We start from the raw sequence: 20,434 nt of genomic DNA on the forward strand, positions 1-20,434 counted from the left end.
GAGATGAGAGAAATGCCGCTGCAAGAACAGACAAGTCTATGGAGTGATACGACGATCAAGATGCTCGACGGGTATAGCGGTACTTTGCAGACAGGCAGTGTTCTTAGCGAAACAGAAATAACTTCAAATGTGTTGCTGCTGGCATGCGGAGGGGAAGGGGAGCTTGCAATGAATGGTGAGGTTTGCCACATTGGAGCTTCTTTTGCCTGTCATGTGGTGGAGGGCACATCCTTCACGCTGACCGCCAGATCAGACGAACTTTATTATATCGTGATCAAGTATAAGGCTTCTTCCATGGAAGGAGCCTCTCATGTTATACCCTCGTATCGCAAACACCCACTGCAAACTTCGTTTATTCAGAACCCTGTGACTCAAGCGGAATGGATCGAGAATGCGGAAAAAATCGTTGCCAAATGGCGCCGCGGCGAAGGGCTGGAACGTTTTTATGCCAACGCACTGCTCCAGGGCATGATCTACGAGCTGATTATGGCGTATGAACGTGGTCAGGGAGGAGCGGAGTCCGACATGGTGGATGTTGTCGCTTCCTATATAACGTCGCATTATCGCCAGAATCTGGAGCTTAAAGAGTTGGCAGCCCTTGCGGGATGCGGTGTAAGACAGCTACAACGCCGATTCAAACAAGAGAAGCAGCTCGGACCGATGGAATATGTCATTCAGCTGCGCATGGAGAGTGCCTCGCGCATGCTGCGTCATACGGATGCTTCCATTGGCGAAATTGCTGACAAAATGGGCTATCGCGACATGTATTATTTCAGCAGGGCTTTTAAGAAATATGTTGGCGTTCCACCACTGCATTATCGGCTTGCCGCCGCTTCGAAAACGGATGCAGACTATGCAAATACTTTGCTTCAGAATCGCGCGGCTTCTTCGTATGAGTCAGCCCAAGGCCCGGTGATCTGCCATATGCGAGGAGAGTATACTGTCACCGAGCTACCGCAACGTATCGCTGTACTTGATGTCCAGTATGCCGATCATTTGCTTGCGCTTGGGTTGTCTCCAGCGGGAAGTGTAGGAGTAGGAAGTGCAACGTTCCATTTCCCGCAATATATCAGGGCAGGACTTCAGGCTACCGAATTGCTCGGAACGTATGAATACCCTGATCTGCTTGCTGTGGAACGACTGTCTCCAGATCTGATTATTTGCACCGAGGTGCATGATCAGCACGTTGAACGGTTAAGCCGGATCGCTCCAGTGATTATGTTCAAGCGTAATGAGAGCTGGCAGACCATTCTAAGCCTGTTCGGTGAACTGACAGGTAAGCGAGCAGAGGCAAAGCGAATACTTGCGGATTATCATCGACGAACCGCATTGCTGTCCGAAGAACTTGCTACAGTCCTTGCAGGTAAGAGCGTAGCACTGATTCGTCCACTAGATTCTCTGGTTCGCGTACATTCTGCCTCGCATCGTACAGGTGCTGTGCTGTACCGTGACCTAGGTTTACCTGCTCCATCATTTGTAGCAGATACTTCCGACACGGCTTATCATATTTCAGTTGAAAGACTACCGGCTGTACATGCCAGCCACTATTTTTTGCTTAGCAATGAAATGATGCAGGAGGAAATATCCGCAACAGAGCAGCGTGTCTGGGGGATGCTCGATGCGAGTAAGCGCCAGCACATACACTCGGTTGATGCCGCAACATGGATCGGCTGTTATGGACCGACAGGCATTAATGGCATTGTGGATCAGATTGAACAGGCGTTGTTGGCTTGAGGGGTTATGATTTTTTTGTTGTTTGTAAAGTGGCAAGGTAGCTCTTTGATACGGCGCATCATAAATCATTCTATAACTTATTGAAATTGCTTGCAGATTTAATATTGACGGTAATTGCAATTTAGCCTCACGTAATGTAAAATTACTTAACGGAAAAACATGGAAGGGGTGGGGGTATGAGGTGGAAACGGAAGACTTACATTCAGTCGACTTACGTAATTTCATATTTCCATTCCATTAGGACACTAAAGCATTTATTGCTTTAGTGTTTTTATTTTATGGGGGTGTAATAATTGTCAAGGTATAAAAGGGTTCTCGTTAAGCTAAGTGGTGGAGCAGTAGCAGGAAACTCTGAATTTGGTTTTGAGCCAGAAAGGTTAGACCATATTGCGGATGAAATTATGTCAGTAGTAAATTTAGGCGTTGAAGTATCGTTAGTTATAGGTGGGGGTAACATTTTCAGAGGCAATATGGCGGAAAGCTGGGGGATAGAAAGGGCAGAAGCTGATAACATTGGGACGCTTGCGACTGTAGTAAATAGTTTAATGCTTCGTGGAGTTCTTAAAGCCAAGACCAAAAAAGAAGTACGAGTAATGACCGCAATACCTATTACTTCAGTTGCAGAACCATACATCCGTCTAAGAGCAATCCACCATCTAGAAAAAGGCTATATTGTAATTTTTGCAGGGGGGAACGGTCAACCTTACGTTACAACAGACTATCCTTCAGTACAAAGAGCCATCGAGGTTAATTGTGACGCTATATTAGTTGCAAAGCAAGGTGTTGATGGTGTTCTTAATGCAGACCCTAAATTTGATAAAGATGCAAGGAAATTTCGTTCGCTTCATTACAACGACGTTTTAAAACACAACTTAAAGGTAATGGACCAATCAGCTTTCATTTTAGCAAGAGACTACAATCTGCCAATGCATGTGTTTAACTTCGATAAACCAGGCTCGATGAAAGAAATCTGTGAGGGTAAGAATAACGGTACGATAATTAGTGGCGAATCAGTTTCAGAGTTGGAATGAAATATGTTAGAAATACTACTCTCCCTTGATTTAGCGTTACGATAGTTCCACAAAAGAGAAGTTCTATTCAAAATCCCACTCGGCCATGGAGTGGGATTTTGTTTATGGCTCCACAAAGTCAGACCTCCCAAGCTTAAAGCAAGTTAGATATTCATAATCTTTTAAGTTGGGGTAATACCAGCGTCACTGTCACCAAATGCAAGCGTATGGGTTAGATTGGAAATTGTTGTTTGTGATTTAGATAACATATAGTTAACTTTGTTCTTAAATAATGTAAATTTTATGTCATTCCTCGCTTCAATTGCTCTGATAAAATTTCTGCTAGAGCGAGCCGCCCAGTAAACATGTAACAACTCAACCGGAAAAAAACACTGAGGCAAAACTGATAAATTCATCGGAAAGTAAAGAAAAAGTATCGCCCCATTTGTTATACAGCAGTGAAGAATTATTCGCTGTATGGAAGTAGCTTGTAGCACATGGTGATATAAAAAGAAGGAACAGAAGATTTTAATCCATACGGGGATTAATTCAGTTAGCAAGCGAGTAAACATGCGAAATCATAACTTCATAGTAGGAGTGTGAGATATGAAAAAAACAATATTGGCTTGTATGATGATAATGTTGATGCTAGCATCGGCTTGTGGAAATGTTGAAAAGACATCAAATCCCAATACTTCTAATGAGCCTAAACCTGAAACTCAGGAGGCTATTATTCAAAAAAACACATCCGATTATTGTACGGTAGACCGTATAAGCTTGGATAGTGAAACTGAAAAATATTTCTATGGAACTTGGAAAGTTGAGAAGCTTTTAGGATTTGCAAATTCATATAATGATGCTTCTGAATATCCAACAGGGCAAAAATTTATTGGAGATAAAATTATAATCGAAAAAGACTTTTTTTCATCAAAAGGACTTAAAAAGTATAAGAAATATCAATATGAACTAAAAAATCCATTATATCAGATTACGGCGACATGCTATAACTCTGACTCTTTTTATAGATATTATAAAATAGATATCCCAGACTTACATATAAATGATGAAATAAAGGCAATAGATATAAGTGACTCTTCTACAAAAATGAGCATACCTGTAAGTTTAAGCTTTTTAGCTGTTAATAACGATAGGCTTATCTTGTTATCAGAGGCAACTATTTTTGAGCTTAAAAAAATTATTGATTAACTGATTAAATGAATTAAGGTTATGTAATAAGTTCTGTGCTAATTTATAAACAAGAAAGGTCAACCTCTTTAGGCTGACCTTTTCTTGTTTATGTGGTAAACGAGTAAAATGCAGTGTATTAACTGGATATTTGCGAGTAAAACCCGTGCCTTTACTAATTTTGAACAATTATCGTTTTCTTCTTTTGATCCGTATGGATAAGGGTTTGAGAAAACTAATGATTATCCCTTATTCGCCAATTCACCTTCTTAAATGTAACAATATGGGTTATCATATACGTAGTTCAGGCACTGATAGATGGAATATGTTGTATGTTAGAAATGCAAAAAAATTAGATATTATATGAATTCAATGACATGATTACGAGGTGATTCAATGAGAAAAAATATTGCGATAATCATACTAATGGTTGGATTGATAATAAGCATGTACTTCAACTATCAATTCAAAGCGTACAAAGACAATCAAAAGGTTGATTACACGGTTAAACTGAATCATGGAACTCAAATTGGTATAAAAGAATCCATCTACAATTTAGATAATGTGATAAAAAGCTTAGAGAACAATTCTTCGAAGGAAACAGTCATACACGCATTAGGAAATGTGGCAGTATCTTTGAAAGTGGGTGAAGAATCATTCGTCTTTCTGAAATCCGACTTCCGGGAAGATCAATTATCTTCAACCTATTTAATCTATAATGTGTTTAGAGATATGTATACGCATATAAGAGTAGAAATCATAGGCGAAATATTATCGAATAAGGTTTCGCTAGAAAAAGAATCGAGAAATCAACTTATTCAGGATATAGGACTGCTCAAACAAGATTTGGAGTATATTGATAGTCAATTTAACGAGGATATTCTGAAAGAACAAAATCCTCAGTGGATTGAAAATAAATGGAAAGAGTTAATTGGAGAGATTGTAAATAGAAATACGGATTATAAGTTATATGAAAGAATGAAAATGAAGTACAACTTATAAGTAGTTTTTGGAAGTTAATTGACATCTAGATAACAACATATCTACGCCGTTGCTTTCGCTTCTTGGTCTGCCGAGGGTATTCGAAGAAGTGGAGTCAGCAGGTACCCTGTACTACCTTACTGATTTGCGACAAGTCGCTGCACTCTTTAAGGTAGTGAGGGTTCGTAGATGTAAGAACACTTTATGAAATTCTCGATAAAACTTTTTTGGGGAGAACTGATGAAACCATTACAAATTATCAAAATGCCTCCATATTTTAAGATTCTTAATTGTAATATCACCGAGGTTCTAGATGGATTATTAATAGAAGACAATTCTATTTTATTTTTAGACATTTACCATGAAGAAGATCTCGATACCTACTTATCTAAAAATAAAGTATTAAAGTTAGATAATGTGATACAAATAATCGATAACTCAAATAAGATGAGTTTTATACCATATATCAAATCTAAGAAAGATTTTAATCAATATAGGTATCAAGACTGGGACTTTTCTTGTATTGTCTTTGATAAAAATTTAAAGAGTCTTTTCTACATAAGAGGGATAGAGGACGCAGGAGAGAACGGAATTAGAATAAAAGAAATGGAGCCAAACTTATATAATAAATATTTTTTTAATTATCAAGAATAGAAAGTAACTCTTAAGTAGATGAGTAAGGAGGGACATCATGAAGCTTTTTCGTGGAAAAGAAGACTTAATTCAAGGTACTGATCTTATAAAACCTTCAATATATACGCCTTTTGGAACAATTGAACTTTCTCTTGCTCTCTCCAGCGAATGTTATCTTCCTACTCACTGTGCCCAGCTCAAACATGGCGGCTCACTATACCAGTATTACTACGACTCGTTTGATTACGAGTTATTGCTCTGTAATCTGGACCATAATCTTTCTTTACCTCAGGAAGTAGACGAATGCTGGGGAGCCGTATTTAGACTCAAACCCAATGCGTATAATCAGATAAGCACGTGTAGCTTTTCTGCTTTGTGGAAAGAGGGATATAGCTGGGAAGATTACGGAGATGACACTGGAGAAAATCTTGAAGCTGTCGAATATGAGAATGAACAATACCGTCTACACATAGGAACTCAAGAAAAACCACTGATAATGCGAAAACGAATCCAAGGTGATATGATTCCTAAATCTCTTGCTTTAAACTCTGATTTTGAGAAGTATAGTTTTGTCTTACATTTGATCAAGGTATTGAAGTATCTATGACAGAGATGGATTGCTTTCTGATCGACATCTTACTGAGCGGAGCTTGCAGAAAGTATTTGAAGAAGCAGGACGACGTGCAGGAATTGTGAAAAAAGGTGAGTATTCACGCTCTGAGACACTCCTCCGCCACTCATTTGCTGGAAAACGGGACAGATCTATGATACATTCAGGAGTTACTCGGTCATACGAGTGCATGAACAACTTAGAGATATATGCATGTTAGTACGAAAATATTCAGGTATTCAAAGCCCACTCGATGTATGGACATGGGAGTTTAAGTTTCCTGATTATTCAGAGGAACATCACTTAACATCATATTCACGCTACGCGGAAATTCGTTCTAGGTCTTGTATTCGCCGGTATGCATGATATGAAGCGTAAGAACGTAAAAGAAAAAAGAATCGGCGAACCGATTCTCAAAGTAAGTTTCATTATTAAGGCGTAAAAAAACAAATTTCACATGATAGCAAAATCTACGTCAATTTAACTGAATAGCTAAGCTTATCTCAATCTTGCACTTTATGATAATTACCAGTCCATGGATCAAAAACGTATGAATTTACTTCTGAATTTTTTTCTACAGAAAACATATAACCTTTTTTAATTTCATTAGATTCATCTTCTATTAAAGTATTCTTCTGCTTATTAACCACATAAGGTTCTTCTAAATTCTGAGTGACCTTATCTACCGCACTTTCATACGTGTATTGAGGAAGTGTAGTTATTGCATAAATTGGTATTAATATCAAAAAGAGTGTTTGTAAAAAAAATGCTATTTCTCTACGCTTTTTACTTAGTTGAACTTTTAAGAAATAACTCAACACTATGAAAAAGACTAACGCTCCAATAAAAGGAAACAGATCTAAAATATTATTGTAACGATATTGTAAAAAAATTAAAAAAGATATTTCTATCAGAGAAGCAATAATTATTAGTTTTCTATACATCATATCTCCTTTGAATAAGTAGTTGAAGCCAAATCAATGACATCAACTTATCTTAAATATATATTGAGTGGACTGTTTCGAAATAGCCTTAGTTAAGAAGCCAAGCATTATAGGCTCCGATTATGCAAAGATCAGTATTACTTCTTCCTTCGCCTTCAACTCTAATTGGTACCCATTCAACTTTTCCGTTCTTTGTATTAATCACTTTAGCATCTACGATCGTTCGCTTACTGCGCAGTCCAATCTTCCCGTTAGATCTTACTTCCAAGTCTTGTGCAGCAAATCTTCCATAAACTTGACCAGTAATAGCTTTGGTGATCTTATCAGCAACAATAGTTGAGCCCAGCGCTGCGAGAATAGCTACAATTATACCACCTGTGCCGACTGTGATAAGGCCGATAATCACGCCTACTATGATTGAAACTTTAGTTCCTTTATCATAATTAAGATTATAAGTTTGTCCAAAAGTGATTTTTTCTTGTTTATATAAATAACCCCATTGCTTCACATTTGGATTAGAATTGTATGCTGAATCTACAAACGTCCAATTACTAGCAGCACTAGTAGCAAAAGATTCATTGTTGCTAATCATCGGATCTGGAGCAACTTTTTCAATATAGTCACTCTCATTAGAATATTCTACTTTCCCATCATTATCAATTGTCATCATATCTCTTGTTTCTTTGTTTTTAATTGTTTGAGATTCTTTTTCGCCATTTACATAAGAAGTTACAATATATTCTTTGTCTGTTTCTTCAATTGAAACTTCCAATGTACTGCCATCCTCAGTAGGGATAACGTATGTACCCGATTCATTAGTGGTACTAGTAGTGGAGCTAAATCCACTAGCCCCTGCTACTTGAACACTTAAAATACCAACAATTAGCAGGCAAGACAACAATGACGTAAATAATTTTTTCATACGAACACTCCTTTAATTAATATACTTTTAAAACGTTTTATACCCAATCATTTCCTAATATAATACATAATATCATTTAAGGCAAATGATTATCTTTTCACCATGAGTTGTTTTTAAAGAAAGTCTGACCTCCTATAAATTGGTGAAGATGGATCCCCTCCATCTTTGTCTCGAAGGAAATGTTATGATACAGGAACAATATTTGAATTCAGGTGCATATGATAAAATGATAGAAAGTTTTAATAATACGAATAACAGGAGGTATAACACATGAAATGGCAAGAGGTTAGAGAACTGTTTCCTGACCAATTTGTTCTGGTTTCTATCATTCATTATCATGAGGAAGATAACAAAAAAATCGTAGATGAAGTTGCACCAATTCGTACCGTATCAGAACAAGATGCGAATAAAGAGTTTTCTCGAGTAGAGCCTGGTAACGTTGTATATCATACGTCGAATCAAGACTTTGTGATTCATCTCCGTAAAGATCCATTAATGAGAGTGAGACGTAATAGGTAAAAACAACAACAGTTTATTATTGACTTGAAGTTACTAGAGTTACGTAAGTAAATTTTGAAATAACGGCTATGGTGAAATCTACTTAGAAGGAGAAGCTATGAACGAAAAAGCTAAAGGGAAATTAAAAAAGCAATTGCTATTCATCGTTTTGTTTATATTTATCATTGGAATTCAACTAATTACCAACAACTTAGTGAATCATCCCCCTGTGTGGACAACTGCGCTGTCAACTTTTAGCTTTATTATATTTTGTATACTGGGCCTTGTAACTTACCTTGATCTCAAGAAACAAGAGCAGTTCATAACGGTCGGACAAATTGTAGATGTGAAGAAGAGCAAAAATATTATTATAGTCAGAGGATTGGGACGAGGTAATAGCAAAGTTTTAATCAAAGATACTCCTATTCTGAATATAATGCAGCCAAATGACCTGATTGAAATCACGAGATTAAAATATACAAAAATGATAACGAAAAAAGTGTATAAGGACCAAGAGATACAACTTTGAGCAAGTGGTGGAAGAGTTGTAGTACTTTACATAAAATAGAGGATGAATTTTGATATACGTCTAAGGTAGAAGGAGAGAATGTAAATGAACAACATAGACTCTCATAATTGCAACCTAAATATAAGGTATGACCTGCCTGATGAAATGTGGGATAAAGTTTCTAGCGTATATGAGCGTATGCCAGGGTGGATTGGTTATAAAAGTGGAATTCCATATTGGTTTGGAACTGAAGAGGAAGATGTTTTCATTGAAGCATCCGTTGAGCCCAGTGGATTATCATTTTATGCACAGATGGATAGCGATGTATGGATGTCTTGGATAGAAACATTTAAGTTGGAAGCGTCAAAAGTGTTGGGCTTTGATATTGGTGAACCTGAAGATGGATATGTGTGATGAAGCCCAGTTTTTTCTCCCAATGATGGGGGTGTTCGTATCTAGTGGCTTGTGATTACAGGAACATGATAGGAAAGAACTGAGAATAGATAATTAAAGAGACATTCAGGATTGAAGAAAAATAAAATAGAGGTGTTTCCGAATTGAAAAATCAAAAGCGTTCAATGATTTTAATATTTCTTTTAATAATAGTAGCTCTAAGTGGTTGTATTTCAAGCAGTGTAAAGACGGATGAAACTGTTGAGAATGGGTTGAACATAAACTCGATATCAATTGGACTGGGAGGGAGCGAAGAAGATGAAGGTATTACAGTCGTAACATATCATTTCAATCTATGGAATAGAACCAATAAATCAATAATGCTAAAAACAGTTGAGCCAATCATAAGTAAGGATATTCAGAATCAATTAATCGATAGAGACATTAAATTAAACATAAATGAGAAAATTGATGGTAATAGTTCGGAAGCAGTGGCGGGTACTTTTAGATTAGATACAAAAGGGCTTGATAAAGAAGGAATAATTAAGTTAAACATTAATGTTAAAGAATTTAATATAGCAATTGAACAAGTCATAGGAATGAATGAAGTGAATGAAGTAAATAACTAATTTCAGATAACTCCAAGAAAACATATCTAACAAAGAGGTGTATCTTTATGGAAAGAAAAAAAGAGGAAAACAATCAGATGGGTGTAATTCCAGAGCACCATAGCCCTGTACGACATATCCTTAATGAAGCAAACGGACTACACAACAATCAATTTATAGATAGTTTTAAGAAAGCTGCAGATACTCCAGATGCATATGTAATTATGGAAGGTGATGATGGAGGACAAATCTACTTGTCTTGCCCTATGAAACTAGTCAATTGCAGTGAGGAGACATTACATACTCTATTAAAAGATTTAGATACCATTGCATGGGACTGTAATGAGGGAGAAGGCCAAGGACTATTTTACGAAAAACTCTTTCCTGGTGATGGGATTAGTGGAGGTATGGGGGGAGGAGATGTTGAGGAAGGACTATGGATTCATGAAGAATTTATAGATTTACAATTATATGATGAAATTCATGAAGTCATATTAGGCAATAAAGAAAGAATAACAAAGTAATAAAATGAATGAATCATAAGGCCCATCAACATCGGATAACAAAGTGTTCATGTGGATGGGCAAACTGTTGAAGTACTGCATACAGAGAAAAAGGAATATGTGAGGTTAGCTATGGGCGTAAGAAAAAAATATAAACGTAAAATCGTTCGATCCAATCGATTATTTTATTGGTATGTTGAACCGGATATTGACGATGAAGGAATAATCAAATTACATATCGTTTCTGAGGATAAGAAGTTAATCGTCACTTATGAAGTGGGACAACACAGTGTTAAGAACAAACCTCCACATATAGTCATCATCGGAGAAGAATTCGAAGGCTGGACAACAGAATATATAGGATACAGAAGAGTACTAACACCGAAATGGAGCGATGAGATCATCACGCCAAAATTGATAGGTGAGATCATTGATTGGTGCCTCTTGAAAGATAAAGAAATAAACATCGTTAATTGGAAAGGTGAACTTCTCCGACCTATCTCCTGAATAGAGTGTAATTGTAGTTGAAAAAAATTTTATTCATGTGGACTCTTTTGAAAACGTATATGAAAAAAGAGTATGTAATTAACATTCGATACATAAGGAGAGAAGCTAATGCAGATGAATCGTGGATATCACGCGGTTAACAAAGTAATCGCTTGTGTTCTGTCATTCATATTTATCAGTATGGCAATAGCGGTACCTGCCCACGCCAAAGAGAAACAGATTGAGACTACACCGTCCAGGATTCCTTTATCCAAGCTAGAGGAAACGATTGATGCATATGTTGCCTCGTATGAGAAGTATACCGCTGCCGTTTCGGTTGTGGCTATCAAAGATGGTGAAACCATTGTGAATAAAGCATATGGTTACGCAGATATTGAGAATCAGCGAAAGGCAAATACCTCTACGGTTTTTGAATGGGCTTCGATCTCTAAACTGCTGGTCTATACGAGTGTGATGCAGCTTGTTGAACAAGGAAAACTTGATTTGGAGACGGATATCCAGGAATATCTACCAGAGGGATTTTTCAAAAAGCTGAAATACGATGATCCGATTACCCTCTTGAACCTGATGCATCACAATGCGGGTTGGGAAGATCAAACAGTCACTGAAGTGTATTATTACGCCGAGAATGAAAATGTTGATTTAGGAGATACGCTGCGTAAGAATGAGCCGAAACAAATCTATAAACCGAATAGCATAGTGGGTTATTCGAACTACGGCGTTGGTCTAGCCGGTTACATCGTGGAAGAGATAAGTGGTCAACCTTTTTATGAATATGTCAATCAACATATATTTAAACCGCTTCATATGAACGACACCTCGATTCATCCAACGGGGAAAGATCATCCAGACCTAGTACAAAGAAGAAATGAGATTGAAGGGTATACGAAAGATTTGAAACTGATCCCTGAGAACAAAGTATACGTTACGTTTTATCCTACAGGGGCAGCCATAGGCACAGCAGAAGATTTAGGCAAATTTCTTGCTGCGTTGATGCCTGTGGATGATAGCAATATATTATTTAAGAACAGGGATACGTTAAACGAAATGTTATCAACAAGTCTATATTATGATGGGACCTCTACTCCGCGATTTGCGCATGGGTTCGTTGAGATGGAATACTGGGTGCCTACACTGATGCATGAGGGGAATCTGAAAGGCTTTTCCAGCAAACTTGTCTTTGATCCCGCATCTAAATTTGGGATGGTCGTCATGACAAACCAGTCTTATGAGGAAATTTATTATTATGGACTTATTAAAGAAATTTTCGGTGATAACGTCAATTCTAATAGAGTTACTTCGGAGGAGGGAGGATATTTTCAATCTGCACGACGGGCAGCATCTAGATTTACTAATTTATTTACTGCCCTTGATATAAAGAAATTCACAAAAGCTGAATTAAGTAGTTCTTATAACGTTGTCGAGCATAATGGTGTTGTTGAGAAAATTTCCTTTACTCCTTACATTGATTATTTGCCAGTATCGAATCTAAAGGAGAACTTAATTAAGATATCTCTTATTCCTGTTGCGCTAGCCGCCATTTTCAGTTTATGTGCTTTGATTGGCTATCTAATCTTGATGCTTCTTAACAAACTAAATAAACGAGGAAATCTTACTACCAATTTTAATAAATATCATCTTGCCATTAATTTTGCAGGTGTGGCACTCTTTCTTAATCTTTTCATCCTACAAACGAAGTTGAGGTTTCCGAATTATCCTGCTTATTCTTCGATACGCATCAATTTAATGTTTAACCTACTTTATGTGGTTCTAGCAGTGGCGTATCTTGGCTTGCTTATTTATAAACTGCGGAAGAACAGTTACAGCAAAAAGCAAAAGGTGATGTACATCCTGTCTGGCATCTCGGCGTTCATCTTGGCTGCTTTTATTGTGGGATGGAATTTGTATGTGTAGAAGATTAAACGCTGAATATAGATATTCAAAGCATTACAATGGCTCACGGATGACTTCTATTCATCATTGATATTATAAGTGGGGAAAATTATAAAGAGTAAAGGCAGCAGTTCCTTATGTGGGACTGCTGCCTTTGTGTTAGTATGCCCTTTGGCAACGTGTGCCTCGGCATATTGAAGGGGGATCATGATCATTCTATTTTTTTGTCTCTCAATATAAATATTTTAATGAAACTGTAAATGACCACTAGAATATTTAATAATAATAGACCTATATATCCATCCGTTAACTTTGTTCTTTTAATCCACTTGTTGACTAACTCTCCGGCGAGAGCTTGTTTTTCTAAATATTTATTTATATCACTCTGATTTATTTCTTCTCTATATATAAGTAGAAACTCCATGCTGTTGGAAGAAGCAGCTAGCGGCGGATAGAACTCTACCCATTTTTGACTTGCCCATTAATCATACTTATAACTAATGTCTCCGCTGGAATCAAGGGTGTCCCATCTCAGAAAACCCAATATGACTAGAATACAAAGTGTAAAAACGCTAATTATTAGCGTATTGTTAGTCAAATACACCCTATCCTTATGTTTTTACTACCAACAATTTCACTGTGTGAGAACAACTTTATCATCCGTATATTTTATCAGCATTTTCCGTTATCTGTAAGTAGGTTGTTTCATTCCGAATGAAATACTAGTAAGTAAACAACTAGTGGAGCAAAGAACCATTGCAGAAGGCGCTAAAGTTACTAGGATACAGCCGCAAAACGAATTAAAGCGTATTGTAATCAGGTCGAACGTTCTCTGAGTAGTACGAGTTCGCAAACAACCTTATGTTACACAAATTAGAACAAAAAATATCCTTCTATTTAACGCCAGCTGAAATAAATAATTGGGGGAATAAGTAATCAGTTAGCTTCTATCTTTCATCAAATTTTTTCTTCGCAAAAAATATTTTCTGGGGTATTATGTATGTAGTTCAGATACCCAGGCTGAAAGAGTAGTGTTTACGAAGTAGATACATTTGATGTTTGACGAAATCAACATAAATCTAATAAGTATGAGGTAAGTGGAATTGTTAAATTCAAGAGAACAAGCAATATTAATTTGGTTTGGAATATTCATAATTTATGTTTTGTCTGTTAAGAATGTTAGATCATCAATACCGCAAATTCTTAAATCTTTTTTTTACTTGTTTAGGCATCCTGTTTTTATTTTTGCAAATTTGTATATACTATTTTTTTTGCCCTATGTTCTACTTTAAAATACTTGAAGTAGGAGTGGTTAAAGACTATGTAGTTTGGATTTTTTCTGCCTTATATCCTTTGGTTTTTCGAGTCTCTTCAGATTATAAAGAAATAAATATAAATAAAATTTTCAAAGCTACTTTTAAGTTGAGTGTAATTCCATTATTTATCATTAATGAGTATACTTTATCACTTGTAGCAGAACTAGTAATAGTACCAATTTCAGCATTAATTGCTGGGATCTTAGCTGTGACTGAAAGAGATGAAAAATACGTGAAAGCTAGAAATTTATTAAATAACATATTAATGATTTTTGGCTTTATATTTATATGTGCTGCACTGGGAGGCTTAATAGTACATCTGAATGATACATTAGAAGTGGGATTCTGGATAAAAATGTTTATCGATATAATAGGTATAGTGTTGCATATCCCTATTTTGTATTTTCTAAAGTATGTAGGTTTTTATGAACAAATTATTAACAAAACTAAAATTGACAGATTAAAGAAAATACATGCAATTGTTATTGTTTTCATGATTTATAGATTTAAAACAGAAAAATTATTAGAGATCTCAAAGAATTATAAACTATGGAGTATTAATAATACCAATGAATTAAGAAATCTTTTGAAGTTTGAGTCATGAAGAGTTGTCATAGTTTAACATAATACTCAAGGATCAGTTCCTCACGGAAGCCTCAGTTTTGCTGGAGGGATTTTTAAGAAAGCATCTCACAGACATATACGATTTTTCGGAGTTCATGAATTTTGTAACGTAAAAAAACTCTTTAAAAATACAAAAGAAATTTAATATGCATTAAATCAAGTGAAACCGAGATAACAAAAGGCTAAACAATTATACTAAGAGACATTAAAGAATTCTGAGCTAACTGAAATTCCTACACAGATTATTGTTCTAAATGCTTGAGGTTAGCTAGCTTAATAAATGTTTGGATTCTAATTGAAGCAAGGCAGAAATATATTTCACGCTCAAACGTAATACTTTGTATTGTAAAGTAAAAGTGAATTGTCAAGAAAAAATTGAGAAATTCATCTCAGTTTATGAGAACTTGAAATCAGATAATGATGAGGACTGGGCGATGTTGTACATACAGGTAGGGAATTATTTAAGAAGTTGCAAATTCGCTTTACCCTGTTTCAGTTGTTGAATTAGCAGGTGGTATACAATTAAAAGTTAGTAAAGATCAATATATGATATCTTGTGAAGGAAATAAGGTACGCATGCAAAAGTTTTTCAACGAAGAGGCATAAAGTCACATTGCATACATTTACTCAGTGCTAGGTGATATTGTGTCACTTTAAGTTTAAAAAAATCAAAAAGAAATTAGGCATTTATTTTATTAACGCTTTCAAGCATACGTCCTCGGTCTGACATCAAAGGTTACGGGAAAGCAAATGTAGCCAGACACCCCGGCCTTTGCCTGAATCGTGAATACAGAAAGCATTAGATGAAATAACTCTCGAAAAAGAGGAAAACAGTATAAGTATAATAGACCTATAGTGGCGGTTTCATGCTTGTCTATCGCCAATAAAACGATATTATACTATTTTATAGTATGTAAGAAGATGAAAGTTAAGGCATTGATTAATCTTTTAGTCAGCAAAATGATAAGGCTATACTAAAATGGAATGAAACCGACTTAATTATTGTAAGGAGAGGGAAAATTTATGAGACCGTCTATTTTTATTGCTTCTTCAGTTGAAGGATTGAATGTTGCTTATGCTATTCAACAAAATTTAAATCATGAAGCTGAAATTACAGTATGGAGTCAAGGAGTGTTTGACCCTTCCAATTATGCACTCGAAGATTTGATTGAGATGTTAGGTAGAGTCGATTTCAGTATATTTGTCTTTTCAGCGGATGATGTTACTGTTTTAAGGGGGAATGAACAGAAAACTGTAAGAGATAATGTTCTTTTTGAAATGGGACTATTCATGGGGAGGTTAGGAAGAAATAGGGTTTTTGGTTTCAAGCCAAATGATGCTGAAATTCACATAGCTTCAGATCTTCTTGGGTTGAACATTCTTAGCTATGAAAATAATAGAAGTGATAAAAATTTAGCTGCAGGCACTGGTTCCGCATGTAACGAAGTTAGAAACAAAATGAAAAAAGAAGGGGTGTTGCATGAAAATACAGAAGTTGCACCAACTGCTAATGAGCCAAATTCAACTGATAAGTTACAGGATAGTTTTGAAGAGGAGTTTATAAGATTTCATAAAAACAAAAATTTTCAAAAGTGTTTTGATATATTAAATGAGAAAATTGGTGAGTCAAAGATTGATAAAGAAAATATTGCGTACATATGTGTTAGAGCTGTGATGCTATTTAGGATTAATACTGAAAAGGGGGAGGCTGAATTTAGGAAACTGATCGAAGAAACAGACGAGAACATTAAATACGAAGCTCTGGCCTATACTATTCGCGGTCTAAATATAGAAGAATACTTTTTTAAATCTTTAAGTTTATTGAATATGTACGGTGTGCATACAGATAAATTGATCATACAGAAAACAGAGTGTCTTTTAGGAATTGGCAAGTGGCAAGAAGCAAAAGATTATTTGAAAAAAGAAATAGAGCAAAAAGATTCTACAAAATTAAAGTTAAAGTATTTTGATATTTTAGGAGAAAGCTATTCAAATGATATAGAAGACAGGCATTCTATAATAAGAGAATTGTTTTTAGAAAATCCAGGAGATGAAGAGGTATTACAAAAATATGCTCAGTTTTCAAGTGATATACTAAAAAACAATCACATTTCTTTATTTTTATGGACAAAACTAAGTGATATGTACCCTAAAGATCATAAATATTTAGCTAAAATAGGGGATATAACTTATGACTTAAAACTTTATAATGTGGCTTTAAATTCATATGAGAAAGCCAACGAGGTATCTGAAAGAAAAGAAAGCTGGATACTATCTAATACAGGAAACTTATTGAATAGCAGAGGCCTTTATAGTTTGGCAAGAAATTATTTCAAGGATTCATTGGGGATTAATCCAAATAGTTCCTATACATTACAAAGATTATCGGATATTGCCTCAAATGAAAAAATGGAAATTGAAGAAAAAAACAAGTGTTTGAAACAAGGTCAGACAGAGGTATATTCGGTTCTGTCAATCTAGTATAAGATCCGGTTACCGTATGTCTTTTCCAAAGAGCAACGTACATTTTAATAATGCGTGATATAAGACGTTCTTTCTTTTTTAATTGAAAAATTGTCATATGAAGGGTGACACCTTCTGGGGATAAAAGGAAAATGGCTGAATTCGTGTAGAATGAATTCACCACAGTAACATTAACAATCAAACAAGGAGAATTCATCAAGAAGTGTACCATCTTAGCAACATTGAATGAGGAAGCTAGAAAATTTGATACGGAAACATAAGATAATAAAAGATTAGGAGGGCTGGAATGAAATCAGTAACTGATTTTATGGCTAATGTGAAAGGACTTACAAGAAATCCTTTAGGAATAATAGCTTTATTTATCTCGTTAATATATGGAATTGCAGGATTAGTTTTAACTATCTCTAATAACACTTTAGATATTAATCAAAATTGGGTGCTAATATGGTTTGTTGTCTTCTTTCCTGTATTGATTCTTATTACATTTGTTTATTTGGTTGTAAATCATCATCAGAAATTGTATGGGCCTGGTGATTATAAGGATGAGCGTAATTTTTTTCGCCCATTGAACAGCTTTGAGCGTGAACAGAAATTAAAAGAAGATATTAAATTAATATCAGATGAACAACCTGAAATCGATGAGGAATCTATAAATTATACAAAGGGAAATACAGAAATTGAAAAAATAGATAATGAGAAAGATATTGAGTCAACTGATTCAAATAATAAAGATTCTAATGCTTTAGAAAAATTGAAGAAAACCTCTACGAACTTTATAGCTACATTGGAGAATTTTTATCTTCTTGTCGAAGAATTAGTCTTAAAGAGATTAGATAGTGAACTTAACGTACAAGTTAGTAGGCAGATGGCATTGGATTCAAATAAGGGAACTGTACAGTTTGATGGAGTTGCATTTAAGCAAAATGAAACAATTGGAATTGAAGTGAAATATATTAATAGCCTCGCCATCAGTACTGGAACAATTGAACAAATCCGAAAAAAAATTAGTAAAGTGGTCAATAATTATAAGTTGAATGACGGATTCAGATTTATCGTTGTGTTTGTCTCAGATAAACCTATTGTTAACTTTTCTCGAGCAACTAATGCTATAAAATCAGGGTTTGAAAACGAGATTGCAATAGATATAAGATATTATGATTTAGAAGACCTTAAACAAAATAAACTATAAAATATAATTTATTCAATTAAAGACTTTTTATACATTTTTGAAGACTGAAAAACTTAGTGCAGAACAATTAAGTAAGCGCCGCGTATCATTTCGGCGCTATTATTTATTCAAGGAGAAAATACTATGAATACATGTTAACCAACTGAATGAAATCGTTTTCAACGAAGGGACTATATAACTATTTTGATGAAGAACAGGATTTTCTTTTATACTTGGATGTCCCGGACCAATGATCAGACATTGATTACAAGCTAATGCTTAACATCATAAAATCCAATTTTGATTCAAAATACTTTGAGCGAGATGACCAAGTAAGAGCACTTTTATTTTCTTTTTCGTGGGTGCATTTATCACAATCATGAACTAGGCTATTCATCTGCTTTCACATACTTCTCAGTGAAAGCAAGTATAGGAAAGAAATAGCAAGTTTCTTCAGTCAGTAAAGCATTACTGATGAACATTTTTTTTAGTTAATAATCTAAATGGAGGATACAGAGGTAGTCTACTCGACAATTCGAAACTTTAAAAACTGGAGAAAAGAACTAGTTTGAAGTTTGTTCCCCCAGTTTGTTTCTTAGGTCTACTTTTCATTGTAAGTAGATCCGCTTTATTCTCGAATATGTAAAGTTGAAACTACTAATTCAGTTCTTACTGTAGTGATTCTTCTGATTATATAGGGTTACTCTGTTTCTTCCCCAAGCAAATCTCCCACAGATATCTCCAAAGCCTTAGCAATCATCACGACCTCATAATCTTGAACAAGACGATATTGTCCCTCCAGACGTGAGAGACTGGTCTGACTGATATCCAAACCTAGTGTTTGCAATCTGGCGAGGAATACTCGTTGTTTAATTCCTTTACTTTTACGGATAGCTACGACTCGGGAGCCAATAATATTTTTGTCGCCAGGTGGTTCTTGTCTATGCTTCATTATGTACACCCCTCATTTCAACCAAATTGTATGAGAAATAATGGTTGTTTTAATGCGAAAATCGAATTAAAATAAAATAAACCGATATTCGCATTAAAATTGACTGCTCACGTCTAGTCTTAACAAGACACGGCGCAGTTTAGACCCATCAGAGAGGTGGATGTATGAGCCGGTTGCTTGACTTATTGGAAGAGGAACGGCGCAAGCTTAATCAGCTTGGTGAGGCATCCTTGAAGCAAGCGATTCCGTTGTGGGACAATCCGGAGGTTCAGGAACAGAGCAGAAGGGTGGATGAACTGGTGGCACGAGTTAGTGAAATAAAGGCGAGACATAGCAGAGTGGTACGATGATGAGTGAGATTACATAATGCGTAGGGGAGGAGAAGCTATGGATTTTCCACCATGGATGCAACGAGCGATCAAGGCAAGACTGGATGAGGTATCTGCACGAATCGAGCATGATCCTGAACTGAGTCGATTACGTGGGGGAACAGACGAAGCGTTCGAAGGATTGTTTGCTGGCAAGGATATCGAGCAAACACCTGAATATGCTGAGTGGGAGAGCCGATACATTGTCACCAAAGGGATAGAGAATGAGCAGTTGTACATGCAAGGGCTGAGGGATGGCATTCAACTTACAGTATCCTTGCTTGGTGTGTCGACGCCGGATGAGATTGATACGAAGGCTTAATCCACTAACGCGAATCCATAAGTCAGGGGAAGTGGCCCCTATCTTAACTTAAAAAACCAGCCGAAGCGGTGAAGTGACCCCTTAAAGTTAGACAAATATTTTTATGCAACCTGTATGGCATGAATTCGGTATTGTACCGGGCTCATGCCTTTTAATTTTGACTTAATGCGTTTGTGATTGTAGTAATCGATGTATTGTGCTAGTTCTTGCTTGAAGTCATCTAGACTTTCAAACTCATTAAGATAGAGAAATTCTGACTTCATAATGCCAA

General features: G+C 35.8%; 22 protein-coding genes. 18 read left to right on the forward strand and 4 right to left on the reverse strand.

Features of this window, described 5'->3' with window-relative positions:
* Positions 1-12: 12 nt before the first annotated feature.
* From BLS14_RS18515 to BLS14_RS18540, 6 genes are all read left to right on the forward strand, one after another.
* Positions 13-1,734, forward strand: a complete 1,722-nt coding sequence (locus BLS14_RS18515; RefSeq protein WP_090953308.1) for a helix-turn-helix domain-containing protein — start codon at positions 13-15, stop codon at positions 1,732-1,734.
* 293 nt (positions 1,735-2,027) lie between these two features.
* Positions 2,028-2,765: a UMP kinase gene (gene pyrH / locus BLS14_RS18520; RefSeq protein WP_063564016.1), complete on the forward strand. Its 738-nt coding sequence runs from the start codon at positions 2,028-2,030 to the stop codon at positions 2,763-2,765.
* A 585-nt stretch (positions 2,766-3,350) separates the two neighbouring features.
* A complete protein-coding gene (locus tag BLS14_RS18525) occupies positions 3,351-3,950 on the forward strand; it encodes a hypothetical protein (RefSeq protein ID WP_090953310.1) in 600 nt (199 codons plus the stop codon).
* Between the two features lie 375 nt (positions 3,951-4,325).
* Positions 4,326-4,931, forward strand: coding sequence for an oxidoreductase (locus BLS14_RS18530; protein ID WP_090953312.1), 606 nt, complete (start codon positions 4,326-4,328; stop codon positions 4,929-4,931).
* A gap of 219 nt (positions 4,932-5,150) precedes the next feature.
* A complete protein-coding gene (locus BLS14_RS18535) occupies positions 5,151-5,564 on the forward strand; it encodes a hypothetical protein (protein WP_090808340.1) in 414 nt (137 codons plus the stop codon).
* A 37-nt stretch (positions 5,565-5,601) separates the two neighbouring features.
* Positions 5,602-6,150 (forward strand): hypothetical protein, encoded by a 549-nt coding sequence (locus BLS14_RS18540; RefSeq protein WP_090953314.1) that lies wholly within the window; start codon positions 5,602-5,604, stop codon positions 6,148-6,150.
* A gap of 506 nt (positions 6,151-6,656) precedes the next feature.
* On the opposite strand, the gene BLS14_RS18550 is transcribed toward BLS14_RS18540, so the two are convergent.
* Positions 6,657-7,097, reverse strand: coding sequence for a hypothetical protein (locus tag BLS14_RS18550; RefSeq protein ID WP_090953316.1), 441 nt, complete (start codon positions 7,095-7,097; stop codon positions 6,657-6,659).
* 88 nt (positions 7,098-7,185) lie between these two features.
* Positions 7,186-8,019, reverse strand: coding sequence for a hypothetical protein (locus BLS14_RS18555; protein WP_090808345.1), 834 nt, complete (start codon positions 8,017-8,019; stop codon positions 7,186-7,188).
* Between the two features lie 270 nt (positions 8,020-8,289).
* Between BLS14_RS18555 and BLS14_RS18560 the strand changes: the two genes are divergently transcribed.
* The 10 genes from BLS14_RS18560 (at position 8,290) to BLS14_RS18610 (ending at position 18,542) form a co-directional block, all read left to right on the forward strand.
* Entirely contained in the window at positions 8,290-8,538 is a 249-nt protein-coding gene (locus BLS14_RS18560) for a hypothetical protein (RefSeq protein WP_090808347.1), read from the forward strand.
* 97 nt (positions 8,539-8,635) lie between these two features.
* Positions 8,636-9,046, forward strand: coding sequence for a hypothetical protein (locus BLS14_RS18565; protein ID WP_090953318.1), 411 nt, complete (start codon positions 8,636-8,638; stop codon positions 9,044-9,046).
* An 84-nt stretch (positions 9,047-9,130) separates the two neighbouring features.
* Complete coding sequence (locus BLS14_RS18570; protein ID WP_090953319.1) at positions 9,131-9,439, forward strand: hypothetical protein; 309 nt, start codon at positions 9,131-9,133, stop codon at positions 9,437-9,439.
* A 143-nt stretch (positions 9,440-9,582) separates the two neighbouring features.
* Positions 9,583-10,047, forward strand: a complete 465-nt coding sequence (locus tag BLS14_RS18575) for a hypothetical protein (RefSeq protein WP_090953321.1) — start codon at positions 9,583-9,585, stop codon at positions 10,045-10,047.
* 47 nt (positions 10,048-10,094) lie between these two features.
* A complete protein-coding gene (locus BLS14_RS18580; RefSeq protein WP_090808350.1) occupies positions 10,095-10,550 on the forward strand; it encodes a hypothetical protein in 456 nt (151 codons plus the stop codon).
* A gap of 51 nt (positions 10,551-10,601) precedes the next feature.
* Positions 10,602-11,036, forward strand: coding sequence for a hypothetical protein (locus BLS14_RS18585; protein WP_256336564.1), 435 nt, complete (start codon positions 10,602-10,604; stop codon positions 11,034-11,036).
* A 108-nt stretch (positions 11,037-11,144) separates the two neighbouring features.
* A complete protein-coding gene (locus BLS14_RS18590) occupies positions 11,145-12,950 on the forward strand; it encodes a serine hydrolase domain-containing protein (RefSeq protein ID WP_090953325.1) in 1,806 nt (601 codons plus the stop codon).
* A 1,257-nt stretch (positions 12,951-14,207) separates the two neighbouring features.
* On the forward strand, positions 14,208-14,849 hold the full coding sequence (locus BLS14_RS18600) for a hypothetical protein (RefSeq protein ID WP_176854602.1): 642 nt from the start codon (positions 14,208-14,210) through the stop codon (positions 14,847-14,849).
* 1,043 nt (positions 14,850-15,892) lie between these two features.
* Entirely contained in the window at positions 15,893-17,350 is a 1,458-nt protein-coding gene (locus BLS14_RS18605; protein WP_090953332.1) for a TIR domain-containing protein, read from the forward strand.
* Positions 17,351-17,639: 289 nt separating this feature from the next.
* Complete coding sequence (locus tag BLS14_RS18610; RefSeq protein WP_090953334.1) at positions 17,640-18,542, forward strand: DUF981 family protein; 903 nt, start codon at positions 17,640-17,642, stop codon at positions 18,540-18,542.
* Positions 18,543-19,221: 679 nt separating this feature from the next.
* On the opposite strand, the gene BLS14_RS18615 is transcribed toward BLS14_RS18610, so the two are convergent.
* Positions 19,222-19,473, reverse strand: a complete 252-nt coding sequence (locus tag BLS14_RS18615; protein ID WP_090953336.1) for a helix-turn-helix domain-containing protein — start codon at positions 19,471-19,473, stop codon at positions 19,222-19,224.
* 164 nt (positions 19,474-19,637) lie between these two features.
* Between BLS14_RS18615 and BLS14_RS18620 the strand changes: the two genes are divergently transcribed.
* Complete coding sequence (locus tag BLS14_RS18620) at positions 19,638-19,823, forward strand: hypothetical protein (protein ID WP_090953338.1); 186 nt, start codon at positions 19,638-19,640, stop codon at positions 19,821-19,823.
* Positions 19,824-19,860: 37 nt separating this feature from the next.
* Complete coding sequence (locus tag BLS14_RS18625; RefSeq protein ID WP_090953340.1) at positions 19,861-20,163, forward strand: hypothetical protein; 303 nt, start codon at positions 19,861-19,863, stop codon at positions 20,161-20,163.
* A gap of 101 nt (positions 20,164-20,264) precedes the next feature.
* Here the strand turns inward: BLS14_RS18625 and BLS14_RS18630 are convergent.
* Positions 20,265-20,434: IS3 family transposase (locus BLS14_RS18630; RefSeq protein ID WP_143021564.1), on the reverse strand; the 170-nt coding region annotated here is incomplete at its 5' end.

It is taken from the genome of Paenibacillus sp. OK060 (assembly GCF_900101205.1).
In the GTDB taxonomy this organism is placed as follows: Bacteria; Bacillota; Bacilli; order Paenibacillales; family Paenibacillaceae; genus Paenibacillus; species Paenibacillus marchantiae.